General features: G+C 71.5%; 23 protein-coding genes. 13 read left to right on the top strand and 10 right to left on the bottom strand.

What is annotated here, in order from left to right; all coding sequences use genetic code 11:
- Positions 1 to 17: 17 nt before the first annotated feature.
- The 4 genes from J8G10_RS07415 to J8G10_RS07400 all read left to right on the top strand — a co-directional run bounded on the left by J8G10_RS07415 (position 18) and on the right by J8G10_RS07400 (position 3,682).
- Positions 18 to 1,226: an acyl-CoA dehydrogenase family protein gene (locus J8G10_RS07415; protein WP_251442537.1), complete on the top strand. Its 1,209-nt coding sequence runs from the start codon at positions 18 to 20 to the stop codon at positions 1,224 to 1,226.
- Positions 1,223 to 2,107 (top strand): 3-hydroxyisobutyrate dehydrogenase, encoded by an 885-nt coding sequence (gene mmsB / locus J8G10_RS07410; protein ID WP_251442534.1) that lies wholly within the window; start codon positions 1,223 to 1,225, stop codon positions 2,105 to 2,107. The genes J8G10_RS07415 and mmsB overlap by 4 nt, the downstream gene beginning before the upstream one ends.
- A 256-nt stretch (positions 2,108 to 2,363) precedes the next feature.
- A complete protein-coding gene (locus J8G10_RS07405; RefSeq protein ID WP_251442531.1) occupies positions 2,364 to 3,140 on the top strand; it encodes an enoyl-CoA hydratase-related protein in 777 nt (258 codons plus the stop codon).
- Positions 3,137 to 3,682 carry a putative immunity protein gene (locus tag J8G10_RS07400; RefSeq protein WP_251442528.1) on the top strand — a complete coding sequence of 182 codons (546 nt, stop codon included), beginning with the start codon at positions 3,137 to 3,139 and terminating at the stop codon, positions 3,680 to 3,682. Before J8G10_RS07405 ends, J8G10_RS07400 begins: the two co-directional genes overlap by 4 nt.
- Positions 3,683 to 3,716: 34 nt before the next feature.
- Here the strand turns inward: J8G10_RS07400 and J8G10_RS07395 are convergent, their stop codons facing one another.
- Genes J8G10_RS07395 through J8G10_RS07385 form a run of 3 tightly spaced genes read right to left on the bottom strand, consistent with a single transcriptional unit; the run spans position 3,717 to position 5,177 of the window.
- A complete protein-coding gene (locus J8G10_RS07395; protein ID WP_251442525.1) occupies positions 3,717 to 4,157 on the bottom strand; it encodes a YdeI/OmpD-associated family protein in 441 nt (146 codons plus the stop codon).
- A gap of 10 nt (positions 4,158 to 4,167) precedes the next feature.
- Positions 4,168 to 4,641, bottom strand: coding sequence for an SRPBCC family protein (locus J8G10_RS07390; protein WP_251442522.1), 474 nt, complete (start codon positions 4,639 to 4,641; stop codon positions 4,168 to 4,170).
- On the bottom strand, positions 4,641 to 5,177 hold the full coding sequence (locus J8G10_RS07385) for a MarR family winged helix-turn-helix transcriptional regulator (RefSeq protein WP_251442518.1): 537 nt from the start codon (positions 5,175 to 5,177) through the stop codon (positions 4,641 to 4,643). The genes J8G10_RS07390 and J8G10_RS07385 overlap by 1 nt, the downstream gene beginning before the upstream one ends.
- 258 nt (positions 5,178 to 5,435) lie before the next feature.
- On the opposite strand from J8G10_RS07385, the gene J8G10_RS07380 reads away from it, so the two are divergent.
- From J8G10_RS07380 to J8G10_RS07365, 4 genes are read left to right on the top strand one after another with little or no spacing between them, the layout of a single operon-like run.
- A complete protein-coding gene (locus tag J8G10_RS07380) occupies positions 5,436 to 6,212 on the top strand; it encodes an electron transfer flavoprotein subunit beta/FixA family protein (protein ID WP_251442515.1) in 777 nt (258 codons plus the stop codon).
- Positions 6,213 to 6,214: 2 nt separating this feature from the next.
- On the top strand, positions 6,215 to 7,210 hold the full coding sequence (locus tag J8G10_RS07375; protein ID WP_251442513.1) for an electron transfer flavoprotein subunit alpha/FixB family protein: 996 nt from the start codon (positions 6,215 to 6,217) through the stop codon (positions 7,208 to 7,210).
- A 2-nt stretch (positions 7,211 to 7,212) separates the two neighbouring features.
- Positions 7,213 to 9,051, top strand: a complete 1,839-nt coding sequence (locus tag J8G10_RS07370; RefSeq protein ID WP_251442510.1) for a cytochrome b/b6 domain-containing protein — start codon at positions 7,213 to 7,215, stop codon at positions 9,049 to 9,051.
- Positions 9,048 to 9,590, top strand: coding sequence for a GNAT family N-acetyltransferase (locus J8G10_RS07365; protein ID WP_251442507.1), 543 nt, complete (start codon positions 9,048 to 9,050; stop codon positions 9,588 to 9,590). Before J8G10_RS07370 ends, J8G10_RS07365 begins: the two co-directional genes overlap by 4 nt.
- A gap of 172 nt (positions 9,591 to 9,762) precedes the next feature.
- On the opposite strand, the gene J8G10_RS07360 is transcribed toward J8G10_RS07365, so the two are convergent.
- Positions 9,763 to 10,269 carry a GNAT family N-acetyltransferase gene (locus tag J8G10_RS07360; protein ID WP_251442504.1) on the bottom strand — a complete coding sequence of 169 codons (507 nt, stop codon included), beginning with the start codon at positions 10,267 to 10,269 and terminating at the stop codon, positions 9,763 to 9,765.
- Positions 10,270 to 10,410: 141 nt separating this feature from the next.
- Here J8G10_RS07360 and J8G10_RS07355 point away from each other — a divergent pair, with 141 nt between their 5' ends.
- Both J8G10_RS07355 and J8G10_RS07350 read left to right on the top strand, forming a co-directional pair.
- Entirely contained in the window at positions 10,411 to 10,974 is a 564-nt protein-coding gene (locus tag J8G10_RS07355; protein WP_251442501.1) for an acyl-CoA thioesterase, read from the top strand.
- Between the two features lie 760 nt (positions 10,975 to 11,734).
- Complete coding sequence (locus tag J8G10_RS07350) at positions 11,735 to 13,135, top strand: hypothetical protein (protein WP_251442498.1); 1,401 nt, start codon at positions 11,735 to 11,737, stop codon at positions 13,133 to 13,135.
- Here the strand turns inward: J8G10_RS07350 and J8G10_RS07345 are convergent.
- The 3 genes from J8G10_RS07345 to J8G10_RS07335 are packed head-to-tail and all read right to left on the bottom strand — an operon-like array spanning position 13,066 to position 14,908.
- The gene (locus J8G10_RS07345; protein WP_251442495.1) at positions 13,066 to 13,650 is read right to left on the bottom strand and encodes a hypothetical protein; all 585 of its coding nucleotides are present in this window, start codon (positions 13,648 to 13,650) and stop codon (positions 13,066 to 13,068) included. The genes J8G10_RS07350 and J8G10_RS07345 overlap by 70 nt on opposite strands.
- Positions 13,647 to 14,222 (bottom strand): DUF4352 domain-containing protein, encoded by a 576-nt coding sequence (locus J8G10_RS07340; protein ID WP_251442492.1) that lies wholly within the window; start codon positions 14,220 to 14,222, stop codon positions 13,647 to 13,649. The genes J8G10_RS07345 and J8G10_RS07340 overlap by 4 nt, the downstream gene beginning before the upstream one ends.
- A complete protein-coding gene (locus J8G10_RS07335) occupies positions 14,219 to 14,908 on the bottom strand; it encodes a hypothetical protein (RefSeq protein WP_251442489.1) in 690 nt (229 codons plus the stop codon). Before J8G10_RS07335 ends, J8G10_RS07340 begins: the two co-directional genes overlap by 4 nt.
- A gap of 122 nt (positions 14,909 to 15,030) precedes the next feature.
- Here J8G10_RS07335 and J8G10_RS07330 point away from each other — a divergent pair, with 122 nt between their 5' ends.
- The 3 genes from J8G10_RS07330 (at position 15,031) to rocD (ending at position 21,065) form a co-directional block, all read left to right on the top strand.
- Positions 15,031 to 18,819 carry a bifunctional proline dehydrogenase/L-glutamate gamma-semialdehyde dehydrogenase gene (locus tag J8G10_RS07330; protein WP_251442474.1) on the top strand — a complete coding sequence of 1,263 codons (3,789 nt, stop codon included), beginning with the start codon at positions 15,031 to 15,033 and terminating at the stop codon, positions 18,817 to 18,819.
- Positions 18,820 to 18,960: 141 nt separating this feature from the next.
- Positions 18,961 to 19,839: a dimethylargininase gene (ddaH, locus tag J8G10_RS07325; RefSeq protein WP_251442472.1), complete on the top strand. Its 879-nt coding sequence runs from the start codon at positions 18,961 to 18,963 to the stop codon at positions 19,837 to 19,839.
- On the top strand, positions 19,836 to 21,065 hold the full coding sequence (gene rocD / locus J8G10_RS07320; RefSeq protein WP_251442470.1) for an ornithine--oxo-acid transaminase: 1,230 nt from the start codon (positions 19,836 to 19,838) through the stop codon (positions 21,063 to 21,065). The genes ddaH and rocD overlap by 4 nt, the downstream gene beginning before the upstream one ends.
- A 607-nt stretch (positions 21,066 to 21,672) precedes the next feature.
- Here rocD and J8G10_RS07315 read toward each other — a convergent pair.
- From J8G10_RS07315 to J8G10_RS07305, 3 genes are read right to left on the bottom strand one after another with little or no spacing between them, the layout of a single operon-like run.
- Positions 21,673 to 22,167 (bottom strand): GbsR/MarR family transcriptional regulator, encoded by a 495-nt coding sequence (locus J8G10_RS07315; RefSeq protein WP_251442467.1) that lies wholly within the window; start codon positions 22,165 to 22,167, stop codon positions 21,673 to 21,675.
- Between the two features lie 7 nt (positions 22,168 to 22,174).
- Positions 22,175 to 23,788, bottom strand: a complete 1,614-nt coding sequence (locus tag J8G10_RS07310; protein ID WP_251442463.1) for an ABC transporter permease — start codon at positions 23,786 to 23,788, stop codon at positions 22,175 to 22,177.
- Positions 23,788 to 24,768 (bottom strand): ABC transporter ATP-binding protein, encoded by a 981-nt coding sequence (locus tag J8G10_RS07305; RefSeq protein ID WP_251442460.1) that lies wholly within the window; start codon positions 24,766 to 24,768, stop codon positions 23,788 to 23,790. Before J8G10_RS07305 ends, J8G10_RS07310 begins: the two co-directional genes overlap by 1 nt.
- Positions 24,769 to 24,781: the final 13 nt, after the last annotated feature.

The raw sequence follows: 24,781 nt of genomic DNA, 5'->3' as shown, positions 1-24,781 counted from the left end.
CGCCAGAAGGACACGACATGACCACCGTCGCCACCCCGATCACGATGACCAGCGAGGAGCGCGCCGCCATCCTCGGCGCCGTGCGCGAGTTCGCCGAGACCGAGCTCGCCCCGTTCGCCGCCGAGCGCGACGAGAAGCACCTGTTCCCGCGCGACACCCTGATGCGCGCCGGCGAGCTGGGACTCGGCGGGATCTACGTGCGTGAGGAGTCCGGAGGGACCGGGCTCGAGCGCGTCGACACCGTCGCGATCTTCGAGGAGCTCGCGAAGGGCGATCCGACCATCGCCGCCTACATCTCCATCCACAACATGGTCGTCTGGATGATCGACACCTACGGCACCGAGGCGCAGCTCGCGCGCTGGATGCCCGAGATCACCACGATGGAGGGCCTGGGCAGCTACTGCCTCACCGAGCCCGGGGTCGGATCCGACGCCGCGGCGCTCGCGACGAGTGCGACCCGCGACGGCGACGACTTCCTCCTGACCGGGGTGAAGCAGTTCATCTCGGGTGCCGGCGAGGCCGCGGTCTACATCGTGATGGCGCGGACGGGTGCGGCCGGCGCGCGCGGCATCTCGGCCTTCCTCGTGCCCGGCGACGCCGCCGGGCTCAGCTTCGGTGCCCTGGAGAAGAAGATGGGCTGGCACGCCCAGCCCACCCGTCAGGTGATCCTGGACGGCGTGCGGGTGCCCGCGACGAGCATGCTCGGCTCCGAGGGGCAGGGTTTCGCGATCGCGATGAGCGCGCTCAACGGCGGCCGGCTCAACATCGCGGCGTGCTCGATCGGCGGCGCCCAGTGGGCCCTCGACCGCGCCGTGCAGTACGTGCACGAGCGGGAGGCGTTCGGCGAGCCGCTCGCCGAGAAGCAGTCGATCCTGTTCGCGGTCGCCGACATGCGCACCGACCTGCAGGCCGCGCGGCTTATGGTGCGCGACGGCGCGCAGGCCGTCGACGAGAAGGCGCCGGACGCCACGATGCGCTGCGCGATGGCGAAGCGCTTCGCGACCGACGCCGGCTTCGACGTCGCCAACCGGGCCCTTCAGCTGCACGGCGGGTACGGGTACCTTCAGGACTACGGGATCGAGAAGGTCGTCCGCGATCTGCGGGTGCATCAGATCCTGGAAGGGACGAACGAGATCATGAGACTCATCGTCGGACGCGAGATGCTGCGCCCCTCCGGATCCCAGACCCAGCAGCGCGGCGGAGACCAGATGCGGAGCGCATCATGACCCGCGTCGCCTTCCTGGGTCTCGGGCACATGGGCCTTCCCATGGCCCTCAACCTCATCAAGGCCGGGCACGAGGTGCGCGGCTTCGACGTGGTGCCTGCCGCCGTCGATGCCGCCTCGGCGGCCGGCGTGCCGGTCGTGCAGTTCGGCGTGGACGCGGTCGCGGGCGCCGAGGTCGTCATCACGATGTTCCCAGCCGGTAAGCACGTGATCGCCGCCTATCAGGACGAGCTGCTGGGCGCTGCGGATCCCGGCACGCTCTTCATCGAGAGCTCCACGATCGCGGTCGACGAGGCGCGCACCGCGCACGCCCTCGCGGTCGAGGCGGGGCACCGCAACGTCGACGCCCCCGTCTCGGGCGGCGTGGTGGGCGCCGAGAACGGCACGCTCGCGTTCATGGTGGGCGGATCCGACGAGGACTACGCCGCGGCGCTGCCGTTGCTGGAGGTCATGGGCAAGCGGATCGTGCACTGCGGCGGGCCCGGCCTCGGTCAGGCCGCCAAGGTCTGCAACAACATGGTCCTCGGCATCTCGCAGATCGCCGTGGCGGAGGCGTTCGTGCTCGGCGAGCGGCTGGGGCTGGAGCATCAAGCGCTGTTCGACGTGGTGTCGCAGGCGTCGGGCCAGTGCTGGGCGATCACGACGAACTGCCCCGTGCCGGGACCGGTGCCGACGAGCCCCGCGAACCGCGACTACCAGCCGGGCTTCGCCGGCGCGCTCATGGCGAAGGATCTGGGTCTCGCGCTGCAGGCGATCGAGGGCACCGGGACCGAGGCGCGGATGGGACGACTGGCGCAGGAGATCTACGCCGCGTTCGCCGCCGGCTCGGGAGCCGGGCGCGACTTCTCCGGCATCATCACCGACATCCGCGACGCGTCCTGACCGCAGCCGCGGCGGGAGCCCGATCCCCTCGATCCCTCTCGATCCCTTCGATCCCCTCGATCTTCCGCGAGACCGAACCTGCGTCCCGAGACCGTGGGTTGTTCCGTCGGTCTCGTGCGCGAGGTTCGGTCTCGCGGAGAAGAGAGGGTGGACGGGAGCGGGCGGGAGCGGGCGGGCCGGAGAGGGAGCGGACACCCCCCGTTCACCGGCATCGGGGATACTGGAAGTGCCACGAAGGCGCGGCGAAGGGAACGACATGGCCGAAGACGAGACGATCCTCACGGAGCAGCGCGGACGGGTCGGCTGGATCACCCTGAACCGACCGCACGCCCTGAACGCCCTGAACTCCCAGGTCGCTGAGGAGGTCACCGCCGCAGCCACCGCCTTCGACGCGGACGCGGGCATCGGCGCGATCGTGGTCACCGGGTCGGAGAAGGCCTTCGCCGCCGGCGCGGACATCAAGGAGATGGAGTCGATGTCGGCCGCCGAGATGGTGGCGACCGACCACTTCGGCGTGTGGCGCGACTTCGCCGCCGTGCGCACCCCGGTCATCGCCGCCGTGTCCGGCTTCGCCCTGGGCGGCGGATGCGAGCTCGCGATGATGTGCGACATCATCCTCGCCGCGGACACGGCGAAGTTCGGCCAGCCCGAGGTGAACCTCGGCGTGATCCCCGGCATGGGCGGCACGCAGCGTCTCATCCGCGCCGTGGGGTACTACAAGGCCGCAGAACTGGTGCTCTCGGGGCGGATCATGGGCGCCGAGGAGGCCGAACGGGCGGGGCTGGTCTCGCGCGTCGTCCCCGCGGCCGACCTGCTCTCCGAGGCGGGGACGCTGGCCGAGTCGATCGCCGCCAAGTCGCTGCCCTCGATCATCGCCGCCAAGGCCGCGCTCGACGCCGCCATGGAGACCCCCCTCGCTGTCGGTCTCGACATCGAGCGCGAGGCCTTCGCGTCCCTGTTCGACACCGTCGATCAGAAGGAGGGCATGGCCGCCTTCCGCGAGAAGCGCCCGCCCCAGTTCGTGAACCGGTGATCGACGTGCCCGACCTCCGCACTCTCGGAAGCCCCTCGGATCCGCGCCGGCCCGCGTCCGCCGGGCGCGACGCCGAGACATCCAACGTCGTGCCCCTGTTCGCCGACGGAGCGCTGCCGGACGTCTCGGACCTGCGCCTGAGCGAAGACGACCGGCGCGAGCTGGTCGGCTGGACCATCGCGTGCGCCGAGCGGCTGCTGCCGCTGTTCCAGGCCGAGCGTCCCGACGACGACCGTCCGCGGGAGGCGCTCGCCGCCGCGGAGGCGTTCCTCCGCGGCGAGCTCGACATCGACGCCGTGCGGGAGAAGGCGTTCGCCTGTCACGAGGCCGCACGCCAGGCGCAGGATCCGAGCGCCGTCGCCGCTGCGCGCGTGTGCGGACAGGCGGTGGCCGTCGCGCACCTCGCGGGGCACAGCCGCCAGGTGCCCCGGCACACGGCCCGGGCTTTCCCCGGCGACCGCTCGCGCCGCGACGAGGAGCTCGCCTGGCAGCGCATGAACATCCCGGCGCGGTTCGACGCCTACGTGTACGAGGGGGACTGACGGCGGATCCTCCCGCGGGAGGATCCGGGGCGCGTCAGCCGCGCAGCTCGTCCAGGGCCTTCGCGATGCGCCGCTCGCGCGTCGCCTCCTGCTTCGCATCCGCGACCGAGACGGCGATCTCCTTGCGGCGCGTGAAGCTCAGCGCCTCGTAGGCCGCCGTCAGGTCTGCGGCGGCGAGGGCGGACGTCAGCTCCGGGGGCACCTCGACCGTGCGCTCGGCGGTGTCGGGCGCGATCACGGCGTCGAACTCGTCGCCGAGATCGATGCCCATCGCCGCCCGATTGGCCTTGCTGAACCCGATGCAGTTCTTCCCGCCCATCCGGCCGAGGCGCAGCCGTGCGGAGTTGGCGCCGATCGTGACGACGACCGGGAACGCCTTTGCGGTGCTGATCTCGGCGACCTGCTCGTCGGTGAGGACGATGGCGCCGGCGGGGCCGAAGGGCTCGAGGACGGTGCGGATCCGCAGTTCGGTCATGCGGGCCAGCCTACGACGCGCTCGCCCGTGCGGCGAGGGCGTCGTTGCGCTGCTCGATGAGGCGGATGAGATGGCGGCGCATGATGAGGGCGTCGACCAGGCGCCCCAGCGGACCGAACGGCGAGCGGAACTCGATCTCGTCGCGCATGAGGGTGCGGGACGCTTCGGGCTCGTCAGGGGCCAGGAGCGGCACGAACGTGTGCCGGTGCCGGAACGCGGCGAACGGGCCGTGGAGCTGCCGGTCCGAGAACCTCTGCGGGGCATCGACGTCGAACACGAGCGAGGTCATCCGGAATCGGATCCCGAAATGCCGGGCCGACCACGTCACCGTGTCGCCCTCGGCCATCTGCCCGGAGCGCACGCCGCCGACGATGCGCTCGGCATGCGTCGCCATCGAGTCGACGTGCACGCCGACGTCGAGGGAGAGCGCGAACACCCGCTCGACCGGTGCGGCGATCGTCCGTTCGAGGACGAACGAACCCATCAGAGCGGATCCGGCTGGGGGCGCGGATCGGCGAAGTCGCCGGCCGCCTTGCGCATGCGCGCGACGATCGCGACGAGGTCCGCGGTGTCGTCCGAGGAGATCCCCGGCTCGGCGAAGACCTCGTCGTTGAGCGCCGTCGTGGCGCGCTCGACGAGCTCGCGCCCGGCCTCGGTGAGTTCGAGCAGCGCCGCGCGTCCGTCGTGCGGGTCGCGGTGGCGGGCGATGAGACCGTCGCGGACGAGCCGGTCGGCCGTCCCGGACACGCTGGTCGCGTGCACCTGGAGGCGCGCGACGACGCTGGACAGCGGGAGGGTTCCGGTGCGGCTGAACGCGAGCAGCCGCAGCACCTCGTACCGGGCGAACGACAGACTGAACGGCCGCAGCGCCGCGTCGACCCGGGCGAGCAGGAGCTGCTGCGCGCGCATGACCGAGGTCACCAGGGACATGCCGTCGGCGGCGTCGGTCCAGCCGTGCGCGAGCCACTGCCGCTTCGCCTCGGCGAGAGGGTCGACGGGCAGCGGATGCGGGCGGGCCATGTCCCTACGTTACCGGGGCGGCCGGCGGATCCCCGGCTTCCGGCGGACCAGGTCCGGGGGCGTTCGTGGCGCTCCGCCAAAGCGCGCGCCCCGGCGCGGCGTGCGGGTTGGAGGGTTGTGCCAGGACCTCCCGGCGGAGGGGCGGGACGGTCGGATCCGGCCCCTTCGCTGAGGTACGCTGGCACCACGTTATCGCCCGGTAACCGGGTGATTCCGCCCGCGGCCGAACGGCCGACCGAGGTCGCGTGAGGAGGCTCGATGAAGATCTTCGTCTTGGCGAAAGAGGTGCCGGACACCTACGGGGACCGCAAGCTCGACCTGGAGACGGGGCTCGCGGATCGCGGTGCCGGTGAGGTGGTGCTGGATGAGATCACCGAGCGTGCCCTCGAGGTTGCCCTGAGCTATGCCGATGCGAACCCTGGCACCGAGGTCGTGGCGTTGTCGATGGCTCCGGAGTCGGCGACCGCGTCGATCCGCCGGGCGTTGGCGATCGGTGCCGGGTCTGCGGTGCATGTCGTGGATGAGGCGCTGCGCGGGGCTGATCTGGGGTTGACCGCAGCGGTGCTCGCAGCGGCGGTCCGTCGTGGCGGGCCGGATCTGGTGATCACGGGGAACCTCTCGACCGACGGATCCGGCGGGGTGATCCCGGCGATGCTGGCCGAGCATCTCGGCTACGCGCAGGCGACCGCCCTCAGCGCCGTGTCTATCGGCGCCGACGCCGTGACCGGCACCCGGGCGACGGACTTCGGATCCCAGCAGGTGAGCGCGCCGCTGCCCGCCGTGATCTCGATCACCGAGGCGCTGCCTGATGCGCGTTTCCCGAACTTCAAGGGCATCATGGCGGCGAAGAAGAAGCCGCTCGAGGTGCTCTCCCTCGCCGACCTCGGCGTCAGCGCCGATCCCGCAGAGGCGCCGCAGACGATCCTCACCGCCGTGGCCGAGAAGCCTCCGCGAGCGGCGGGCGTGAAGATCACCGACGAAGGGGACGCGGCCGCACAGCTCGTCGAGTTCCTCGCGCAGAACAGGCTGGTGTGAGCATGGCGTACCCCGAGTTCGTAGACGGCGCTGCGGCGATCCTCGTCCTCGTCGACGTGACCCCGGCCGGTGGCGCCGCGCCCTCGACCGCGGGTCTGCTCGGCGCCGCGGCCAAGCTCGGCGCCCCGGTGGCGCTCGTGGCCGCCCCCTCCGGGACCGCACAGGCGGCGGTCGACGCGGCTGTCGCGGCAGGTGCGCAGGTCGTGCTCACCGCAGATGTCGACGGCGGGTCGGTGACCGTGCCGGTGGTCGACGCGCTGCAGGCCGCGTACCGTGCGGTCGGCCCCGACGCGGTGCTCGTCTCGAACTCGATCGCCGGCCGCGACGCCGCTGCGCGTCTCGCCGTGCGCGAGCACCTGGCGCTGTCGGTCGATGCGATCGGGGTCTCCCGCGACGACGAGGGCGTGGTCGCGCATCATTCGGTCTATGGCGGGGCGTTCCTCACCGACTCGGCTCCGACGTTCGGCGTCCCGGTGATCACGGTGCGCCAGGGCGCGATCGACGCCCGCGCCGAGGCCGTCGCCGATGCCCGTGTCGAGGAGCTTGCGGTGGCGGCGTCGGGTGCCGCCGCGGCGACCGGTGAGCCGATCGAGGCGGTCGAGGCCGCGTCGTCGCGGCCCGAGCTGCGCGGCGCGAAGGTGGTCGTGTCGGGCGGGCGCGGGCTCGGATCCCAGGAGAACTTCGCGCTCGTCGAGGAGCTCGCCGACGAGCTGGGTGCGGCGATCGGCGCCTCCCGTGCCGCGGTCGATGCGGGGTACATCCCGTACGCGCATCAGGTGGGTCAGACGGGTGTGTCGGTGTCGCCGCAGTTGTACATCGCGGTCGGGATCTCGGGCGCGATCCAGCACCGTGCGGGCATGCAGACGGCGAAGACGATCGTCGCGATCAACAAGGATCCGGAATCGCCGATCTTCGATGTGGCGGACTTCGGGATCGTGGGCGATCTGTTCACGGTCGTGCCGCAGGTGATCGAGGCGCTGCGCGCACGGAAGAGCTGACCATGACGACCGTGCGCAGGGGACTGCCCCGTATCCGAGGCGGCGAGGCCTGGCCGCCGGCCGGAGTGGTCGCGGCGAGTGCGCTCGACGCGGTCGCCGCTCCGGGGGTCGTCGCCCCCGGGGTCGTCGAGCGAGCGTCGGCGGAGCCGGCTGCCGCCCCCGGGCCCGAGGCCGAGGCGACCCGGGTGACTGTCGCCCCCGGGCCCGAGGCCGAGGCGACCCGGGTGACTGTCGCCCCCGGGGTCGTTGAGCGAGCGGAGCGAGACGAAACGCGGTCCGTGCCGGACGGCGTTTCGTCTCGGGCGCCTGCGGCGTCCTCGCTCAACGACCCTGTGGGGGCTTCGGTGTCCTCGGCGGCGGCTCCCGGGGGTGCGGCGGCGGTCGCGTCGAGTGCCCCCGCGACCGGATCCGTCCTGCGTCGCGGTCTGCCGCGCGTGGCCGGCGGTGAGCCGTGGCCCCCGGCGGGCGCTGCGACGGTGGTCGTACCGAGCGCCCCCGGGGTCGTCGAGCGAGCGGAGCGAGACGAAACGCGGTCCGTGCCGGACGGCGTTTCGTCTCGGGCGCCTGCGGCGTCCTCGCTCAACGACTCCGTGGGGGCTGCGGCGTCGTCCGCGGCGGCCGCGCCGAGTGCCCCCGCGACCGGATCCGTCCTGCGTCGCGGTCTGCCGCGCGTGGCCGGCGGTGAGCCGTGGCCGCCGGCCGGGACGGTCGTCGTGGTCGCCGAGCGAGACGATGCACGGTCCGTGCCGGACGGCGTTTCGTCTCGGGCGCCTGCGGCGTCCTCGCTCAACGACCCCGTGCGGGCTGCGGCGTCCTCGCTCAACGATGCCGGGGCCGGATCCGCCGTCGCTGTGCGCCCGGATGTCTCTGCGCCGTTGCCGTTCACGCGCACCGTCTGGAACGGCTCGGCCCCCCGTCACGTCGCGGCGGAGCCCGCGGCGTCGAAGCTGCGTCCCACCTGGCCGCAGGCGATCGGCGGGCTGTTCGCCGCGGCGGGCCTCGCCGTCCTCGCGGGCGCCGCGATCGCGATCGTGCGGGCGTTCCTCAGCCTGCCGTTCATGCAGGACTTCCTCACGACCTATCCGGGCGAGTACCACCTGCCCGCGGGCGCGCCCGTCGGGATCCCCGGGTGGATCGGCTGGCAGCACTTCTTCAACGTGTTCCTGATGACGCTGATCATCCGCTCCGGCCTGCGCGTGCGCAGCGAGAAGCGGCCGACCGCGTTCTGGACGCCGCGGGGCAACCCGAAGGGCAAGATCAGCCTGACCCTGTGGTTCCACCAGGGGCTGGACCTGCTCTGGATCGTCAACGGCGTGATCTTCGTGGTGCTGCTGTTCGTCACCGGCCAGTGGATGCGGATCGTGCCGACGAGCTGGGACGTGTTCCCGAACGCGCTCTCGGCGGCTCTGCAGTACGTCTCCTTCGACTGGCCGACCGAGAACGGCTGGGTGAACTACAACAGCCTGCAGCAGCTCGCCTACTTCACGATCGTCTTCCTCGCCGCGCCCGTGGCCATCGCCACCGGGTTCCGGATGTCGGGGCTCTGGCCCAAGAAGGCGGCGGGCCTGTCGAAGGCCTATCCGATCGAGATCGCCCGCGCGGTGCACTTCCCGACGATGCTGTTCTTCACCGCGTTCATCGTGGTGCACGTGGCGCTCGTGCTGCTCACCGGCATGCTGCGCAACCTGAACCACATGTTCGCCGCGCAAGACGCCGTGACCTGGACCGGGTTCTGGGTGTTCCTGCTCTCCCTCGTCGTGATCGCCGCAGGATGGGCCGCCGCCCGGCCCCTCGTCCTCGCCCCCATCGCGAAGCTCTTCGGGCAGGTATCCGGACGGTGACCACGGAGGAGCCGGCCAAGGGCGGCTTGGCGTCGGCGCCGACCGCGGCGCTGGAGACCGCGAGGCTGCGGTTGCGCGCCTACGCGCGCGCCGACGAGGAGGCGTTCGTCGCGCTCTTCCAGGACGCGGACGTCGCCCGCTACGTCGGCGACGGCCTGCAGGCCGAGCAGGAGGACCGTGCGCTGTTCGGGCGGATCTTCGAGACCGTGTATCCGGCCGAGCGCTTCGCCGTATGGGCGGTCGAGCGCGACGGGGCGGTCGTGGGGCACGCCGAGATCAAGCCCTCGCCGAGCGACGACGTGCCCGGCTGGGAGCTCGTCTACGTCCTCGCGCGGTCGCAGTGGGGGCAGGGGATCGGCACCGAGCTCGCCCGTGCCGTCACCGCCTACGGCTTCGGGCTCGGGCTGCCCGAGGTCTGGGCGACCGTCGATGCGGACAACGCCGGTTCGATCCGGATCCTGGACCGCCTCGGGTACACGCTGCGCGGCGAGCGCGACGAGGACACCGGAAAGGTGCTCATCTACGCCGCTGCGCGTTGAGCCGGCCCGGCCCGCGAGCGCTGCACGCGGGCGCCAGTGCGCCTGGCTTCCCGACGCCCCCTCGCAGCACCGAGGCCCCCTCCTGGCGCCGCACGCCCGAGGGGGCGCGGGTGCTCAGAGGGGGCCTCGACGGGGACCGGGCCGAAGCGCGCCGCACGGGCGCGCGGAGCGGTCAGCGTACGAAGCGGACTTCCTTGATGGTCTCGCCGAGGAAGGGCTCCTGCTGGCTGGCGCCGTCGAGCGCGAAGCCGTTGCGGACGTAGAAGCGGTGCGCGCGGGGGTTGTCCTCGGCGACCCAGAGGTAGCTCGACTCGCCCTTGTGGACGGCCGCGTCGAACAGCCGCTGTCCGATGCCGGTGCCGTGCCAGGCGTCCAGGAGGTAGATGAAGTAGAGCTCGCGCTCTGCCGGCGGGTTCTCGTCCCGGGCCGGGCCGGATCCGACGAAGCCCACGATCTCGCCGTCGACGAGCGCCGCGCTCATGCGGTACTCCTCGCCCTGCGAGGCCCAGTGCGTCCACAGCTCGGCGAGGCGCTTGGGCGACACGGCCTCGAGCGTCGCGGTGCTGATGAGGTGGTCGTAGGTCTCGTGCCAGCACTTCGCGTGCACACGGCCGAGCGCTTCGGCATCGACATCGCGAACAGGCCGGACGGTGACGGTGGGAAGGGCTTCGGCGCTCATGATCGTGACTCTACGCGCGCCGTGCGCCGACGCGAAATCGAGGGCCGAGGTCTGTTTCGACGCGGTTTCCGACTCCTGAGGGACTGTGAGGATCCGACAAACGATCACGGGGATCCGTGCCGGATTCACTACGCTCCTCGTGTGAACGTGATCTGGCGCACCCTGCTCGTCGTCCTCTCCGCTCGCCGGCGCGCCCGCCGGGGGCGGACCCTCGCGCCGACCGCCGTCGGGCGGATCCGCCTGACCACGCTGCCGACGGATCTCGACATCCTGCGGCACATGAACAACGGTCGGTATCTGTCCCTGTTCGACCTCGGACGGTGGGACCTCCTGATCCGCACCGGGCTGTTCGACGCGATGAAGGAGCGCGGCTGGTACGCCGTGGTCTCGAGCGAGACCGTCACGTTCCGCAAGTCCCTCGAGCTGTGGCAGCGCTTCGACATCGAGTCGCGCTTCATCGGGCACGACGACAAGGCGCTGTTCATGGAGCATCGCGCCGTCGTGGACGGCGAGGTGTACGCCCGGGTGATCGTGCGTGCGCGTATGCTGCGACGCACGGGAGGGACCGTCTCGCACGAGGAGTTCTTCGGGGCTCTCGGCCGCCCCGAGGACGTGCCGGACGTCGAGGACTGGATCCACGACTGGGCCGCCGCCTCGGCCCTGCCCCCGACCAAGGCACCTGCGCCGAGCGTCTGGGCGGACTGAGGGCTGCAGTCTGTTCGACTGGGCTTAGTCTCGTCCTTGTCTGAGCGGCATGCCGCTGATGTGACTAGACCGGACCCTCCCGATTTGGAGGGCCGTTGGTGTCGGAGGCCCCCTGTTACGTTGGTGAAGCAATCCTTGAGACAAGGACGCAAACCTAGGAGGGTACGTATGAAGACAAAGAAGGTCATCAACAGAATCACGCTTTTGGCTGCTCCGGTTCTCGCTGCGGTCATGATGACAGGTTCCCCGGCAATAGCTTCTGAAGCGGCTACTGTGCACGTCAGCGCCGGAACAATCCAGGCAGGTTACGTGCCCAACGTGAACGCATGGATAGCGTGTGCGCAAAACTTCCGAAGCGCAGCTTCGGCGGCAAGCGGAGGCGACTTCGGACGCGCGAGAAGCTACGCCCAATCAGGAACTGAGTGCGGTAGGCCCATCTTTCTGGGTTCCGCAGCTTCGACATTCCTTCAGACGGTGAGCAATCTTCAGGGTTACATTGGGCAGGGCAACAGGTCTTCGGCGGCCAGCACTGCAAACAGAATCGCGCAGGCAATTGAGAACGCCGCGTATGCGTATCAACATGGGGACTCTGGCGCACGTGGACGCTTCTAACCTGCTGTTTGGTTCAGAATAGGCGGCACCTGAGCTGGGTGATCCTTCAGATCGGCCCGAAGGATCACCCAGCTGTCGCATCGGAGGCTCAGCTCGCGTGCACGATAATCTGCGCCCAGTGGGGGACATACTTCGAACGGTCGGTCGGGTGCTGTTGCGCTCCGCCCCTCAGCTGCTCGCGTGGTTCCTGGCCGGCTGGCTCGGCAATCACTTCGCTCTGCAACTGGCGGGGTTCGTCGGAGGCTGGTGGAGCACAGGCGGTCTGCTCCTGCTGCCGCTGGCCGTGCTGGCACGTCTCGTCAGCTTCGTGGCGATGTTCCTCGTCGCACGCAGTGCGCTGCGCGAACTGGGGTTCATCGCCTCGGTTCCGGAGAGCGCCCGGGAGCGCGTGGCGACGTTCGTAAACTCTCTGCTCGCCGGAGTCCTGCCCTTCTTCGCCGTGTACGCCGCATACGGATTCCTGCGCGACGACTTCTTCGAGTACGTGCGGCTCGCCCTCCAAGTCCACACGGGGAGGATCTGGGCGGGCGAGGACGTGTCCGGCGAGGACGTGAGCTCCGCCGGGTTCGGGGTCTGGACCTGGGTGATCATCGTGGTCGCGTACGGCCTCCGCTGGGCGTGGAAGCGCTGGGACGAGAAACTGCCGCGGTCGCTGTCCCTGGTCGCGGTGTACCTCGAAGCCGTGTGGCTCTTCTTCTTCGTGTGGACTCTCGGCGACATCACCCGCACGGTCGGGGACTGGGTCGCGCACCGTGCGGCCATGGTGTGGATTGGCGAGGTGCACGCCTGGGTGGCCGAGCGGATCGCGGTCCTGGGCTGGGTCTGGGACGGCGTGCTGTGGCTGATCGGGCAGCTCGGCGGCGTCCTGCTGCAGCCTCTCGCCTGGCTCGCCGTGGCGGGAGTCATCTACGGACAGGCGATCGCGGCGGAGCGGATCACCGTCTCCACCCGGTACGCCGGGAACCGCTACGTGCGCACCGTGCAGAGGCGCTACACGGTGCTGCCCGAGTGGGCGCGGACACGCCTCGGCGACATCGGGGAGGATCTGCTCGATCGCTTTCGTCCGATCGGGCGCTCACTGCTGCTCATGTGGCGCGCCGGCCCCGTGGTGATCGGCAGCTATGTCCTGCTGTACACGGTCGTGCTCGCGATCCAGGGGTTCGGTCCGGGCTGGATCGTCACGCTCATCGGTCCGCAGGACATGGCGACCTTCTGGATGCGCTACCAGACGCCGATCTTCCTGCTGGTCCCCATGATCGTGGAGCCGGTGCGGATCGCGGTGGTCGCCGCCGGCTACGACGCGACGCTCGGGGCGCTGCGCCGAGGAGCTGCCGTGAAAGCCGTGGAGAGCGCGGTCGCCGGGGGCGCCACGCCGCAGGAGGCAGCTGCGGCGGCGGTGCTGCAAGCCGCGCAGGTCGTCGACGAGGTCGTGCCCGATGCGGTGGACGCGGCACTGGCGGCCGACGCATCGGTTGCGCCTCAGGGCATGACGGAGAAGCGCGGGAACGGCGTCGAGTCGCCCACCGTCAACGGCACATCGACCCAATAGGGCCCGGTGGAACCCGCGGGGACGACGAAGGCGACGATGAGCGCCGCGTTCGGTTCGTCCGGGTTGCATCGCACGGGCTCCGTCGCGCTGTAAGGCACCCCGATGTCGAGCGTGGCCTCTTCCCACGTGCGTCCGGTGCGCTGCTCCACGAGGCGAGGAGACTGGCAGTGCACCGGATGAGCGGCCGGGTCGTGCGGTGCCACCGGCACCTTCACGGCGATGAGCTTCGACCCGGAAGGCACGTCCAGGCCCGTGGTGTCCTCGAGGATGACGGCCTTCACCGGTCCCCAGGTCGCGTCGCCGACCTCGGCCGTGCCGGATGCTCCCGCCACGACGGGTTCAGGACGATCCTCGGTCCACGGGGTGAGACCCGTCGCAAGGAGGACACCGGGGATGAGCAGCACGAGGGCGCCGAGCGAGAGCAGCGTGCCTGCTCGCCTCTCCCGAGAAGGACGTTCGCGGATCCTGCCCGCTTCCACAGTGCTGGCGGGCGACGGCGCATCCGGTGCTGTCATCGGGACCACCCCACGCGCGGGAGCTCGACGGAATCCGTGGTCGGCACCTCTGCGAGGTCGATCGGGACGCGGATCTGCGAGTCCGCCCGCACGTCGCTGCTGACCGAGAAGGCGAGTTCGCCGGTTCCCGAGGTCAGGCTTCCCGGGAGCTCGAAGACGATCGCTCCTGCCCTGGGAACGCCGGGTACGAGTGAATTCTGCAGAAGGGTGAAGAGCGTGTCCGGGCGGTTCGACGCGGTGTAGGTCTTGCCGTCGATGAGGAACTGGGCGCCGGAGAGGCTCGCGCCGGACTGGGTCACGACCGCGGCCGCCTTCAGGTCGACCACGAGCCAGTTGCCCGTGGCGCTCCATTTCGTGTACGAGGGGACCGAGATCTCCTGCGTCCGCCGCACGTCCCCGACCGTGACATCGATGTTGCGCCCGACCCCGCGCTCGCCCTGTGCGACGGTGACGACGAACGGGGCGGGGTCGACGTTCGGTCCGGGAGTGACCGCGACGAGTGCGGCGGAGGCCGCGATCATCGCGGCGCCGGCGGTCCAGCCGAGCAGGGCGCGTCTGCGCGGCCCGATCATGCGGTCGGCTCCGGATCCCCGCGGCCGCCGTCGACCACGGTGACCTGGGTCTCGGCCCCGAACCGGATGAAGTCCCAACGCGTGCCCGATCGGATGTTGTTCTTCGCCTCGTCCGCCAGGGGGAGCCGGACGGTCACCCGTTCGCCCTGCAGATCGGAGGGCACCAGCCAGGCGAGCAGCAGCGATGTCCGCACGCCCGGCTGCAGAATCGTCGCGAGGGCGTTGTCGTCCGGACGGATGATCACGGGTTTGGCCTCGACGCCCTCGACGCGGATCCCCTGCAGTGATCCGTCGTCCGCGGTGACGCGCGGGCTCGGCTCGGTGACCGTCGCATCCAGGGCGACGAGTAGCACGCGCTGGCCGGCGCCCGGCTGCAAGCTCGTGACCTTGCGCGCATCCACGATCGTTGCACCGGTGACTCTCATGTCGAATCCGGCGCCGTGGAAGTCCTCGCCGGGCAGAACATGTGCAACGGGATCCTCGACGGTGGCGAGCCCTCCGAAGGCGGCCGTCACGGCGAGGAAGATCGCGGTAACTCCGGCGGCGAACCAGGATGTGGGGATCAGGTCGAAGCCGCGACGGATGAGTCCGCGCCTCTTCGCGGTCGCGCTCGCTGCGGCAGACGCAGAGACGTCGGCTTCCGACGCCGCACGCGCCGCGGCATCCGCTTCGTCCTCTTCCCCCACGGGTACAGCATATTCAGGCGCCCCGGCGGGCGTGCCGCCTCTTCGCCCGGCCGGGGGAGCGCCATGCTGGGAGGGAGCACGCGCGCGCCCACCCGAAGGGTGCGGGAAGGGAAGGACCACCGATGCCGCAGTGGCTGAACGCCTCGGAGACCGAGCGCGCACGCCGGGCCGTCGCCCTCGCTCAGCGCTGGATCGACGAGGCCGCCGCCTCCCATGCGGATCCCGCCGCCGAGCGGCTCGCCGGAGTGCTGCGGGATCCGAACGGGCTGCCGTTCACGCTCGGCTTCGTCGACGACGTGATGCGGCCGGAGAGCCTCGGCGCGGCCGCCTCGGGACTGCACCGTGTGGCCCCGCTCGTTCCTGGCTTCCTGCCCTGGTATCTGCGTGCCGCGGTGCGCGCCGGCGGTCTGGTGGCGCCGGGGCTTCCTGCGCCGACCGTGCCGATCGCCCGCACGGTGCTGCGCGAGATGGTCGGGCACCTCATCGTCGACGCCCGGCCCGCCCGGCTGGGTCCGGCGATCGCCAAGCTGCGCGCGACGGGCGCCCGGCTGAACCTCAACCTGCTCGGCGAGGCCGTGCTCGGCGAGGACGAGGCGCAGCGCCGCCTCGACGGGATCCACGAGCTGATCCGCCGCGACGACGTCGACTACGTCTCGGTCAAGGTGTCCGCCGTCATGAGCCGCATCTCGATGTGGGCCTTCGACGAGGTCGTCGAGCAGGTCGCCGAGCGGCTGCTGCCGCTGTATCTCACCGCCGCGGGCGTCGCGGCGGACTCGACGGCCGGGTCTCACCCGACCTTCATCAACCTCGACATGGAGGAGTACCGCGACCTCGACCTCACGATCGCGGTGTTCACGAGGATCATGGAGGATCCGCGTCTCGCCCGTCTCGAGGCGGGCATCGTGCTGCAGGCCTACCTGCCCGATGCGCTGCCGGCGCTGCGCGAGCTGACCGCCTGGGCGAAGGACCGGGTCGACCACGGCGGGGCGCCGATCAAGGTGCGGCTCGTGAAGGGCGCCAACCTCGCCATGGAGCGGGTGGAGGCCTCGCTGCACGGCTGGACCCCGGCCCCGTACGACACGAAGATCGACACCGACGCGAACTATCTGCGCTGCCTCGACGCGGCGCTCACCCCCGAGTCCGTGCGCGCCGTGCGCGTCGGCGTCGCCGGGCACAACCTCTTCGACATCGCCTACGCCTGGCTGCTCGCCGGCGACCGAGGGGTGCGCCCCGAAGCCGGGGAGGCGGCATCCGGATCCGCGCCCGTCGAGTTCGAGATGCTGCTCGGCATGGCGCAGGGCCAGGTCGAGGCCGTCGGCCGGGAGGTGGGGCACGTGCTGCTGTACGTGCCCGTGGTGAGACCGCGCGAGTTCGACGTCGCGATCAGCTACCTGGTGCGCCGGCTCGAGGAGAACGCGTCGAAGGACAACTTCCTGTCCGCCGCGTTCCGGCTGCAGGAGAACCCCGACCTGCTGGACCGCGAGATCAACCGGTTCGCGCTCTCCCTGGAGCGCTCCGCCGACCCCGGTCTGCCGTCCGGCCCCCGCCGCCGGCAGGATCGGCTCGCGCCCGTGCACGAGTCCGCCGCGCTCACCACCGACCCCGACACCGAGGCGGCCGCCCTCACCCAGGCCGTGCTGGGGATCGCCCAGGCGGTCGACCCCGGCGACACCTTCGTGGAGACCGCGGTCTTCGCCGCGCGCGAGGACGACACCGCCGTCGCCGCGGGCGCCCCCGGGTTCCGCAACACCCCCGACAGCGACCCGGCGCTGCCGGCGAACCGCGCGTGGGCGCGCGGCATCCTGGAGCGCATCCCGGAGAGCACCGCGGGCGAGGGGCTCGTCCGCAGCGCGCTCGTGACCGACCCCGCCGAGATCGAGCGCATCCTCGCCCGGGTGCGCGGCGCGGCCGCCGTCTGGGGCGCCCGCCCCGCCGCCGAACGCGGGGAGGTGCTGCTGCGCGTCGCGGCGGTGCTCGAGTCCCGTCGCGGGGAGCTCATCGAGGTGGCCGCCGCGGAGACCGGCAAGGTGCTCGCCGAGGGCGACGTCGAGGTGAGCGAGGCCGTCGACTTCGCGAAGTACTACGCGGCGCGGGCCAGGGAGCTCGACGCGGTGCAGGGGGCCGCGTTCGTGCCGTCGCGGCTCACGGTCGTCGCGCCGCCGTGGAACTTCCCGCTCTCGATCCCCGCCGGGGGAGTGCTCGCCGCGCTCGCCGCGGGATCCGGCGTGGTGTTCAAGCCGGCCCCGCAGGCGCGGCGCTCGGCGGCCGTGATCGCGGCCGCGCTTTGGGACGCGGGGATCCCGCGCGATCTGCTCGCGTTCGTCGACATCTCCGAGGGCGAGCTGGGCCGGGACCTCATCGCGCACCCCGACGTCGACCGGGTGATCCTCACCGGATCCTTCGAGACCGCGGCGCTGTTCCGCAGCTGGCGGCACGACCTGCCCCTGCTCGCCGAGACGAGCGGCAAGAACGCCCTCGTGATCGCCCCCTCCGCCGACCTCGACCTCGCCGTCGCGGATCTCGTGAAGAGCGCCTTCGCGCACGCCGGGCAGAAGTGCTCGGCCGCCTCGCTGGCGATCCTGGTCGGGCCCGTGGGGCGCTCGAAGCGGTTCGCCCGGCAGCTCGTCGACGCCACGCGCTCGCTGCGGGTGGCGTGGCCGGACGACCCGCGGGCCGAGGTCGGTCCCGTGATCGAGCGTCCGCAGGGCAAGCTGCAGTGGGCCCTCACCGAGCTCGGCCCCGACGAGAAGTGGCTGCTGAAGCCGCGCGAGATCCCCGGATCCGAAGGCCGGCTGTGGACCCCCGGCATCCGTCTCGGCGTGCAGCCGGGATCGCGCTTCCACCGCGAGGAGTTCTTCGGGCCGGTGCTCGGCATCATGCACGCCCCGACGCTCGCGCGGGCGGTCGAACTGCAGAACGGCGTCGACTACGGCCTCACCGCGGGCCTGCACACGCAGGATCCCGCGGATCTCGCGCTCTGGCTGGACCGCGTGCAGGCCGGGAACCTGTACGTGAACCGCGGCATCACGGGCGCCATCGTGCAGCGCCAGCCGTTCGGCGGCTGGAAGCGCTCCTCGGTCGGCGGTGGTACCAAGGCCGGCGGCCCGAACCACCTCATCGGCCTCGGCGCGTGGCGCGACACGGGCGGCAGCGGATCCACGACCCTGCACCTGCGCGGGCTGGACTCGCGCATCACCGCGCTCATCGAGGCGGCCCAGCCGTCGCTGGACTACACCGCGTTCGAGTGGCTGCGCCGGGCGGCGCTGTCGGACGCCCTGGCATGGGACCGCGAGTTCGGACGCGTGCGTGACGTCTCGCGCCTCGGCGTGGAGCGCAACCTGTTCCGGTATCGCGCCGTGCCGGTCGCGGTGCGGGCCACGGGGGAGGCGCCCCTGCGCGCGCTGCTGCGCGTCGCGATCGCCGCGATCCGCGGCGGCGGCGCCTTCACGCTCTCCTCGCCGATCGGCCTCCCCGCCGCGGTGCGCCGCGTGCTCGGCGAGGCCGGTGTCACGGTGTTCGTGGAGAGCGATGCGGAGTGGATCGAGCGGTTCACGGGTCCCGCCGGATCCGAGTCGAGCCCGTCGCCGGATCCGCTCCCGTCGCAGAAATCGTCGGAGAGCCGGGCGGAAAGCCGCAAGAATCGCGACGGGAACGGAGCCGGGCTCCTGGACGAGGCCCTGGCGCCGCTGCGGCCGAACCGCGTGCGGATCGTGGGCGCGGCCGACGACGTCGCCTCCCTGCACGCCACGCTCGCCGAGGCCGTGCAGGGGGATCCGGATCTCGCGATCCTCGCCGGAGAGGTGACCACCGCGGGCCGTATCGAGCTCCTGCCCTTCCTGCACGAGCAGGCGATCGCGATCACCGCGCACCGCTACGGCAACCCGGACGACTGGAGCGCCGAGGTCATCTGAACGCCCGGTGATCTGGCCACGTTCAGGGTCGGGTGCGAGAATGGACGGCGGCGTGCCCGTGTCGCATCTTCTCCGCACAACGGATCGAAGGACCGCCGGGCCTCAGGACAGCGTCCGCCACCGGAGATTCTGAGGAGCCTCATGTCGACGCCCGAGACCGCCACGGCCGCCACGCCTGCCCGCACCGCGCACCACCGCCGGTACCTGATGTGCAAGCCGGAGCACTTCACGGTGAACTACAGCATCAACCCGTGGATGGAGCCGGCGAACCCGACCGACACCGCGAAGGCCGTCGCGCAGTGGCAGAAGCTGTACGACCTCTATCTCGAGCTAGGTCATGAGGTCGAGCTCATCGAGCCGCTCGCCGGCTACCCCGACATGGTCTACACGGCCAACGGCGGTTTCGTGATCGGCGGCCGTGCCTACGTCCCCTCGTTCTACTACGAGCAGCGCCAGGGCGAGTCCCCCGCGTTCGCCGACTGGTTCCGCGCGAACGGCTTCGACACGGTGATGCCGAAGGAGATCAACGAGGGCGAGGGTGACTTCCTGCTCGCGGGCGACGTGATCCTCGCCGGCACCGGCTTCCGCTCCGCGGGGGACAGCCACCGCGAGGTCAGCGAGGTGTTCGGCCGCGAGGTCGTCACGCTGACGCTCGTCGACCCGCGCTTCTACCACCTCGACACCGCCCTGACCGTGCTCGACCCCGTCATCGGCGAGGAGAACGGCGGACCGGCCGCGGCGAACATCGCCTACCTTCCGCACGCCTTCGACGACGCGAGCCGCGCGATCCTCGAGGAGCGCTTCCCCGACGCGATCCTCGTCTCGGACGAGGACGGCGCCGTGTTCGGACTCAACTCGGCGAGCGACGGCTACAACGTCATCATCTCGCCGCGCGCGACCGGCTTCGAGAAGCAGCTGCGCGAGCGCGGCTACAACCCGCTCACCGTCGACCTCAGCGAACTGCTGCTCGGCGGCGGCGGCATCAAGTGCTGCACGCTCGAACTGCGCGGTGCGAAGTGACAGCCGCCGCCGTCCGAGAGGCCTCGGCCGCCGAGGCTCAGGCACCGGGAGCACCCGAGCCGCACGTCGCCCGCAACTATGCGCCGCTCGAGGTGACGATCGCCCGCGCCGAAGGCGCCTGGGTGACCGATGTCGAGGGCAAGCGCTACCTCGATCTGCTCGCCGCGTACTCGGCCGTGAACTTCGGGCACCGCCACCCCGCCCTCGTCGCCGCGCTCGAGGAGCAGCTGGGCCGGGTCGCGCTCACCAGCCGCGCCTTCCGCAACGACCGCCTGGAGCCGTTCGCCGAGGCGCTCGCCCGGCTGTGCGGCAAGGATCTGGTGCTGCCGATGAACACCGGCGCCGAGGCGGTGGAGACCGGGATCAAGGTCGCCCGCGCCTGGGGGTACCGGGTCAAGGGCGTGCGCCAGGGAGCGGCGCGCATCGTCGTCGCGAACGGCAACTTCCACGGCCGCACCACGACGATCGTCGGTTTCAGCGACGACGACTCGGCGCGCGACGGGTTCGGTCCGTTCACGCCCGGCTTCGACGCCGTGCCCTACGGCGACGCCGAGGCGATCGCGGCCGCGATCACCGAGGACACGGTCGCGGTGCTCATCGAGCCTATCCAGGGCGAGGGCGGCGTGATCATCCCGCCGGACGGGTACCTGCGCCGCATCCGCGAGATCTGCGACGAGCGCGACGTGCTGTTCATCGCCGACGAGATCCAGTCCGGGCTCGGACGGGTCGGGGAGACCTTCGCGTGCGATCGTGAGGGCGTGGTTCCCGACCTCTATCTGCTCGGCAAGGCGCTCGGTGGCGGGATCCTGCCCGTCTCGGCGGTCGTCGGGAACGAGGACGTCCTGGGCGTGATCCGTCCGGGCGAGCACGGATCCACCTTTGGCGGGAACCCGCTGGCGGCGGCCGTCGGGCTGCGCGCCGTCGAGATGCTCGAGTCGGGCGAGTTCCAGGAGCGCGCGAAGGCGCTCGGGGTGCACCTGCGCGAGGGGCTTGAAGCGCTCATCGGCCACGGTGTCACCGCGGTGCGCGTCGCGGGGCTGTGGGCCGGCGTCGACATCGATCCGTCCCGCGGCACCGGCCGCGAGATCGCGGAGAAGCTCCTCGACCGCGGCGTGCTGGTGAAGGACACGCACGGCCAGACGATCCGGATCGCGCCGCCGATCGTGGTGCGCGCAACCGAGCTGGACTGGGCGCTCGAGCAGCTGAGGTTCGTGCTGGAGCACTGACGCCGCAGCGCCCCGGTGGCGCACGCCCGAGTGGCGCCTGGCCGGTCTCGCCCGGCCGAGTGGCGCACGCCCGAGTGGCGTCTGGCCGGTCTCGCCCGGCCGAGTGGCGCACGCCCGAGTGGCGCACGGCCGGTCTCGCCGAGGCCCCCACGGCGCGTCGAAACCCCCACACGCAGTCGCTGCGGCGTGGGGGTTTCGACGCCACGTGGGGGTCTCGGCGTAGGAGGCAGTGCGTCGTGCGGGCCGCACCCGGTTCCGGCACCGCACGGCGGGGGCGGCTCGCATCCGGCCTGGTGTCGACCCGGCACGCCGGGATCCGGGACATGACGCAGGAGAACCCCCGGCGCGGGAGAGGATCCGGCGGCAATCCACGGGATTCTCCTGCGTTGTGTCCCGGACGGCGGGGGAACCGCGGATGGCGGGGGAACCCGCGGACGGCGGGGGAACCGCGGATGGCGGGGGAACCCGCGGGCGGCACCCCTGGGGCAAGGGGACCACGGGCAAGGGAACCACGGGCAAGGGAACCACGGGCAAGGGAACCACTGGTAGGGGAACCACGGGTCAGGGAACCACGGGTCAGGGAACCACGGGTAAGGGAGTCGCCGGGTCAGTCCGGCGCGCGCCGCGCCGCGCGCAGGGCTTCCCACTCGGCGATCAGCTGGGGCATGCGTCCCGCCATGAAACGGAAGAACTCGGCCATCTCCGCCGCCCGGTCCCGGGCGGCGTGGTCCTCGTCGTGCTCCGCGCCGATCGCCTCGATGTGCGCGGCGAGGCGTTCGTAGATGGGGCCGTTGTTCGTCATCAGCCCGTACCAGGTGTCCGGGATGATGACGTAGTGGTCGCGCCGGCGATCGGGCCGGGAGACGCGGCGGATCACCTGGATCGTCTGCAGATAGCGCACCGCCCCCGAGACGGCGGCCGCGCTGACGCCCAGCCGATCGGCCAGCTCCGCCGCCGTGTACCCGTCCGCGGGTGCGGCGATGAGCGCCATCATCACGCGCCCGGGCATGCGCGGGAAGCCGACGGCGGCGATCATCGCCGCCGCGGCCTCCGCGGCATCGACACCGTGGTGCACGGCGGGTGCCGGATCCTTCGCCTTCATGACCCCATCATCCCGCGGTCTGGAGTTCGCGACGGCGCATCAGGGCGAGCGACGCGGCCGCGCCCGCGACCACGACGAGCACGAGCCACCACGTCCCGCGGAGGTCGGTCCCGCTGCCGTCGACGATCGGGGTGACCGCGAACGGCGAGAACCGCGTGGTCCACTCCGGCAGCCCGAACAGCGGACCGAAGAGGCCGAACACGGTGGCGAGCAGCACGAGAGCCCAGGCGATGCCGATCGTGCCGCGCGGGAGCAGCACGAACACCAGGGCCGTGAGCACGGTGAACACGCAGGCGGCGAGGCCCTGCCCGAGTCCGACCACCGTGACGACCCGGACGAGCGACCCCGCGTCCTTGTTGCCCGCGAGACCCGCGTAGGCCGCAAGCATCGCCGCCGCCACGACGATGATCGCGATCGCGGACGTCGCGACGAGCAGATAGTCCAGGAGCCACCGGACGCGACCGACAGGCAGCGCCAGCACGGCCTCCGCTGTGCCGTGCGCCTCCTCCTGCCGTGCCCGCGCGACGATCTGCACCGCGGCGCAGGCGGCCAGGATCCCCATCATCGTGAAGAACACCGAGACCACGGTCTCCTCGAGGTTGCCCGCCTTGCCGATCTTGTCGAGGATCTGCTGCACCGCCGGGTTCTGCCCGGAGATCTGCCCGGCGAGCCCGGACAGCGTGGTCGCGAGCACCCCGGTGAGCGCGCCGCCGATCGCCCAGCCGATGATCGCGCCGTTGGTGAGCCGCCACACGAGCGCATGCGGCGTGGACAGCGCCGGTCGGGCGTGCACCCGACCCGGGCGGGCCGGGACGAAGCCCTCGCCGATGTCGCGCATCGACTGCAGGGCGACCGCGACCCCGGCGAGGACGAGCCCGACGACCAGTCCGAGCACGGCGGGCCAGGCGTTGTCCGCGTCATAGGGGCGGGCCTGCTCGGCCCACCCGAACGGCGAGGCCCAGACGAGGCCGGAGCTGGTGATGCGGGTGAGGTCGTCGCTCGGGGTCCCCGCGACGTTGCCGATGCCGTTGATCAGGAACGTGCCGACGAGGATCCAGACCGTCAGGGCGTTGGCGCCGCGCGAGGTGCGCATGAGCTGGGCGGCGATGAGGCCGATGCCGAGGAAGGCGATGCCGGTGGTCGCCGAGGTGGCGCCCATGAGCCAGGATCCGGCGGGGTCGAGCCCGGATCCGATCAGCGCCAGCGCGACCAGCACGCCGAGGACGACGTTCGCGGCGACACCGTGGACGATCGTCGCGACCGTGGGCAGCGCGCGTCCGACCGGCGTGGCGGCGACGAGCTCGGTGCGACCCGCCTCCTCGTCGCCCCGCGTTTGGCGGACGGCGAGGAACGTGCTCATGAGGGCCGCGAGCATCGTCAGCCACGGCAGGATCTCGAAGGAGAGGAACTGCCCCTCGGAGGCGCCGGAGGGGAGGCCGCGGAACATCATGATGACCGGATTCGCCATCACGGCGGAGAGCACCTCGACGCGATCCTTGAGCGTCCCGTAGGACTGGGTGACGCCCGCGAAACCCGCGTACGCCATGAGCACCGTGGCCAGGATCCACAGCAGCACCTGCAGCCAGTCGCGACGCAGGCGCTGGCGGAGGAGGGCGGACATCAGGACCCCTTCACAGCGGCCCGGCGCGAGGCGCGGGTGCCGGAATGCGGCGAGGAGTCCTCCTCGGCGGCGCGGAGGGCGGCGAGGTCGTCGCCGTAGTGCCGCAGGAAGAGCTCCTCCAGCGAGGGCGGCTCGATGCGCAGGCCGGTGACGGCGCGCTGGGCGAGCACGGGGAGCACGGCCGGGACCGCATCGCTGTCGACGGTGAACCGAGCCCGGCCGTCGTCGATCGTGCCGTCGTGCGCTCCGGGGATCCCGGCGAGCGCGGACTCGTCCGCGGCCTCGAACGACACCTCGGTGCGGGTGAGGTGGCGGAGCTCGGCGAGCGTGCCGGACTCGACGATCCTCCCGGCGCGGATGATGCTGACCCGGTCGCAGAGCAGCTCGACCTCGGAGAGGATGTGGCTGGACAGCAGCACGGTCGCCCCGCCCCGCCGGAGCCGCTGCACCTCGTCGCGGAAGACGACCTCCATGAGCGGATCCAGCCCGCTCGTCGGCTCGTCGAGGATGTACAGCTCGGCCGGCACGGCGAAGGCGGCGATGAGCGCGACCTTCTGCCGGTTGCCCTTCGAATAGGCGCGGCCCTTCTTGCGGGGGTCGAACTGGAACGCCGTCATCAGGCGCTCGCGTTCGGCGCGGTAGCCGGGGTCCTTCGTCGAGGCGCCGCGGAGGCGCGCGAGGAAGTCGATCGCCTCTCCGCCGGAGAGGTTCGGCCAGACGCTGACGTCGCCGGGGACGTATGCGACGCGCCGGTGGATCCCGACGGATGCGGTCCAGGAATCCTCGCCGAAGACCGTCGCGGTGCCGCCCGTCTTGCGGGCCAGGCCCAGCAGGATCCTGATCGTGGTGGACTTCCCGGCTCCGTTCGGTCCGAGGAAGCCGTGCACCTGGCCCTCGTCGACGCCGAGGTCCAGCCCGTCGAGCGCATGCACGCGGCCGTAGTGCTTGGTGAGGCCGTCGGTGCGGATGATCGTGTTCATGGCGGCGATGCTA

Source organism: Microbacterium sp. USTB-Y (genome assembly GCF_023703415.1).
Classification (GTDB): Bacteria; Actinomycetota; Actinomycetes; order Actinomycetales; family Microbacteriaceae; genus Microbacterium.
This window is presented reverse-complemented; position numbering and strand designations above follow the sequence as displayed.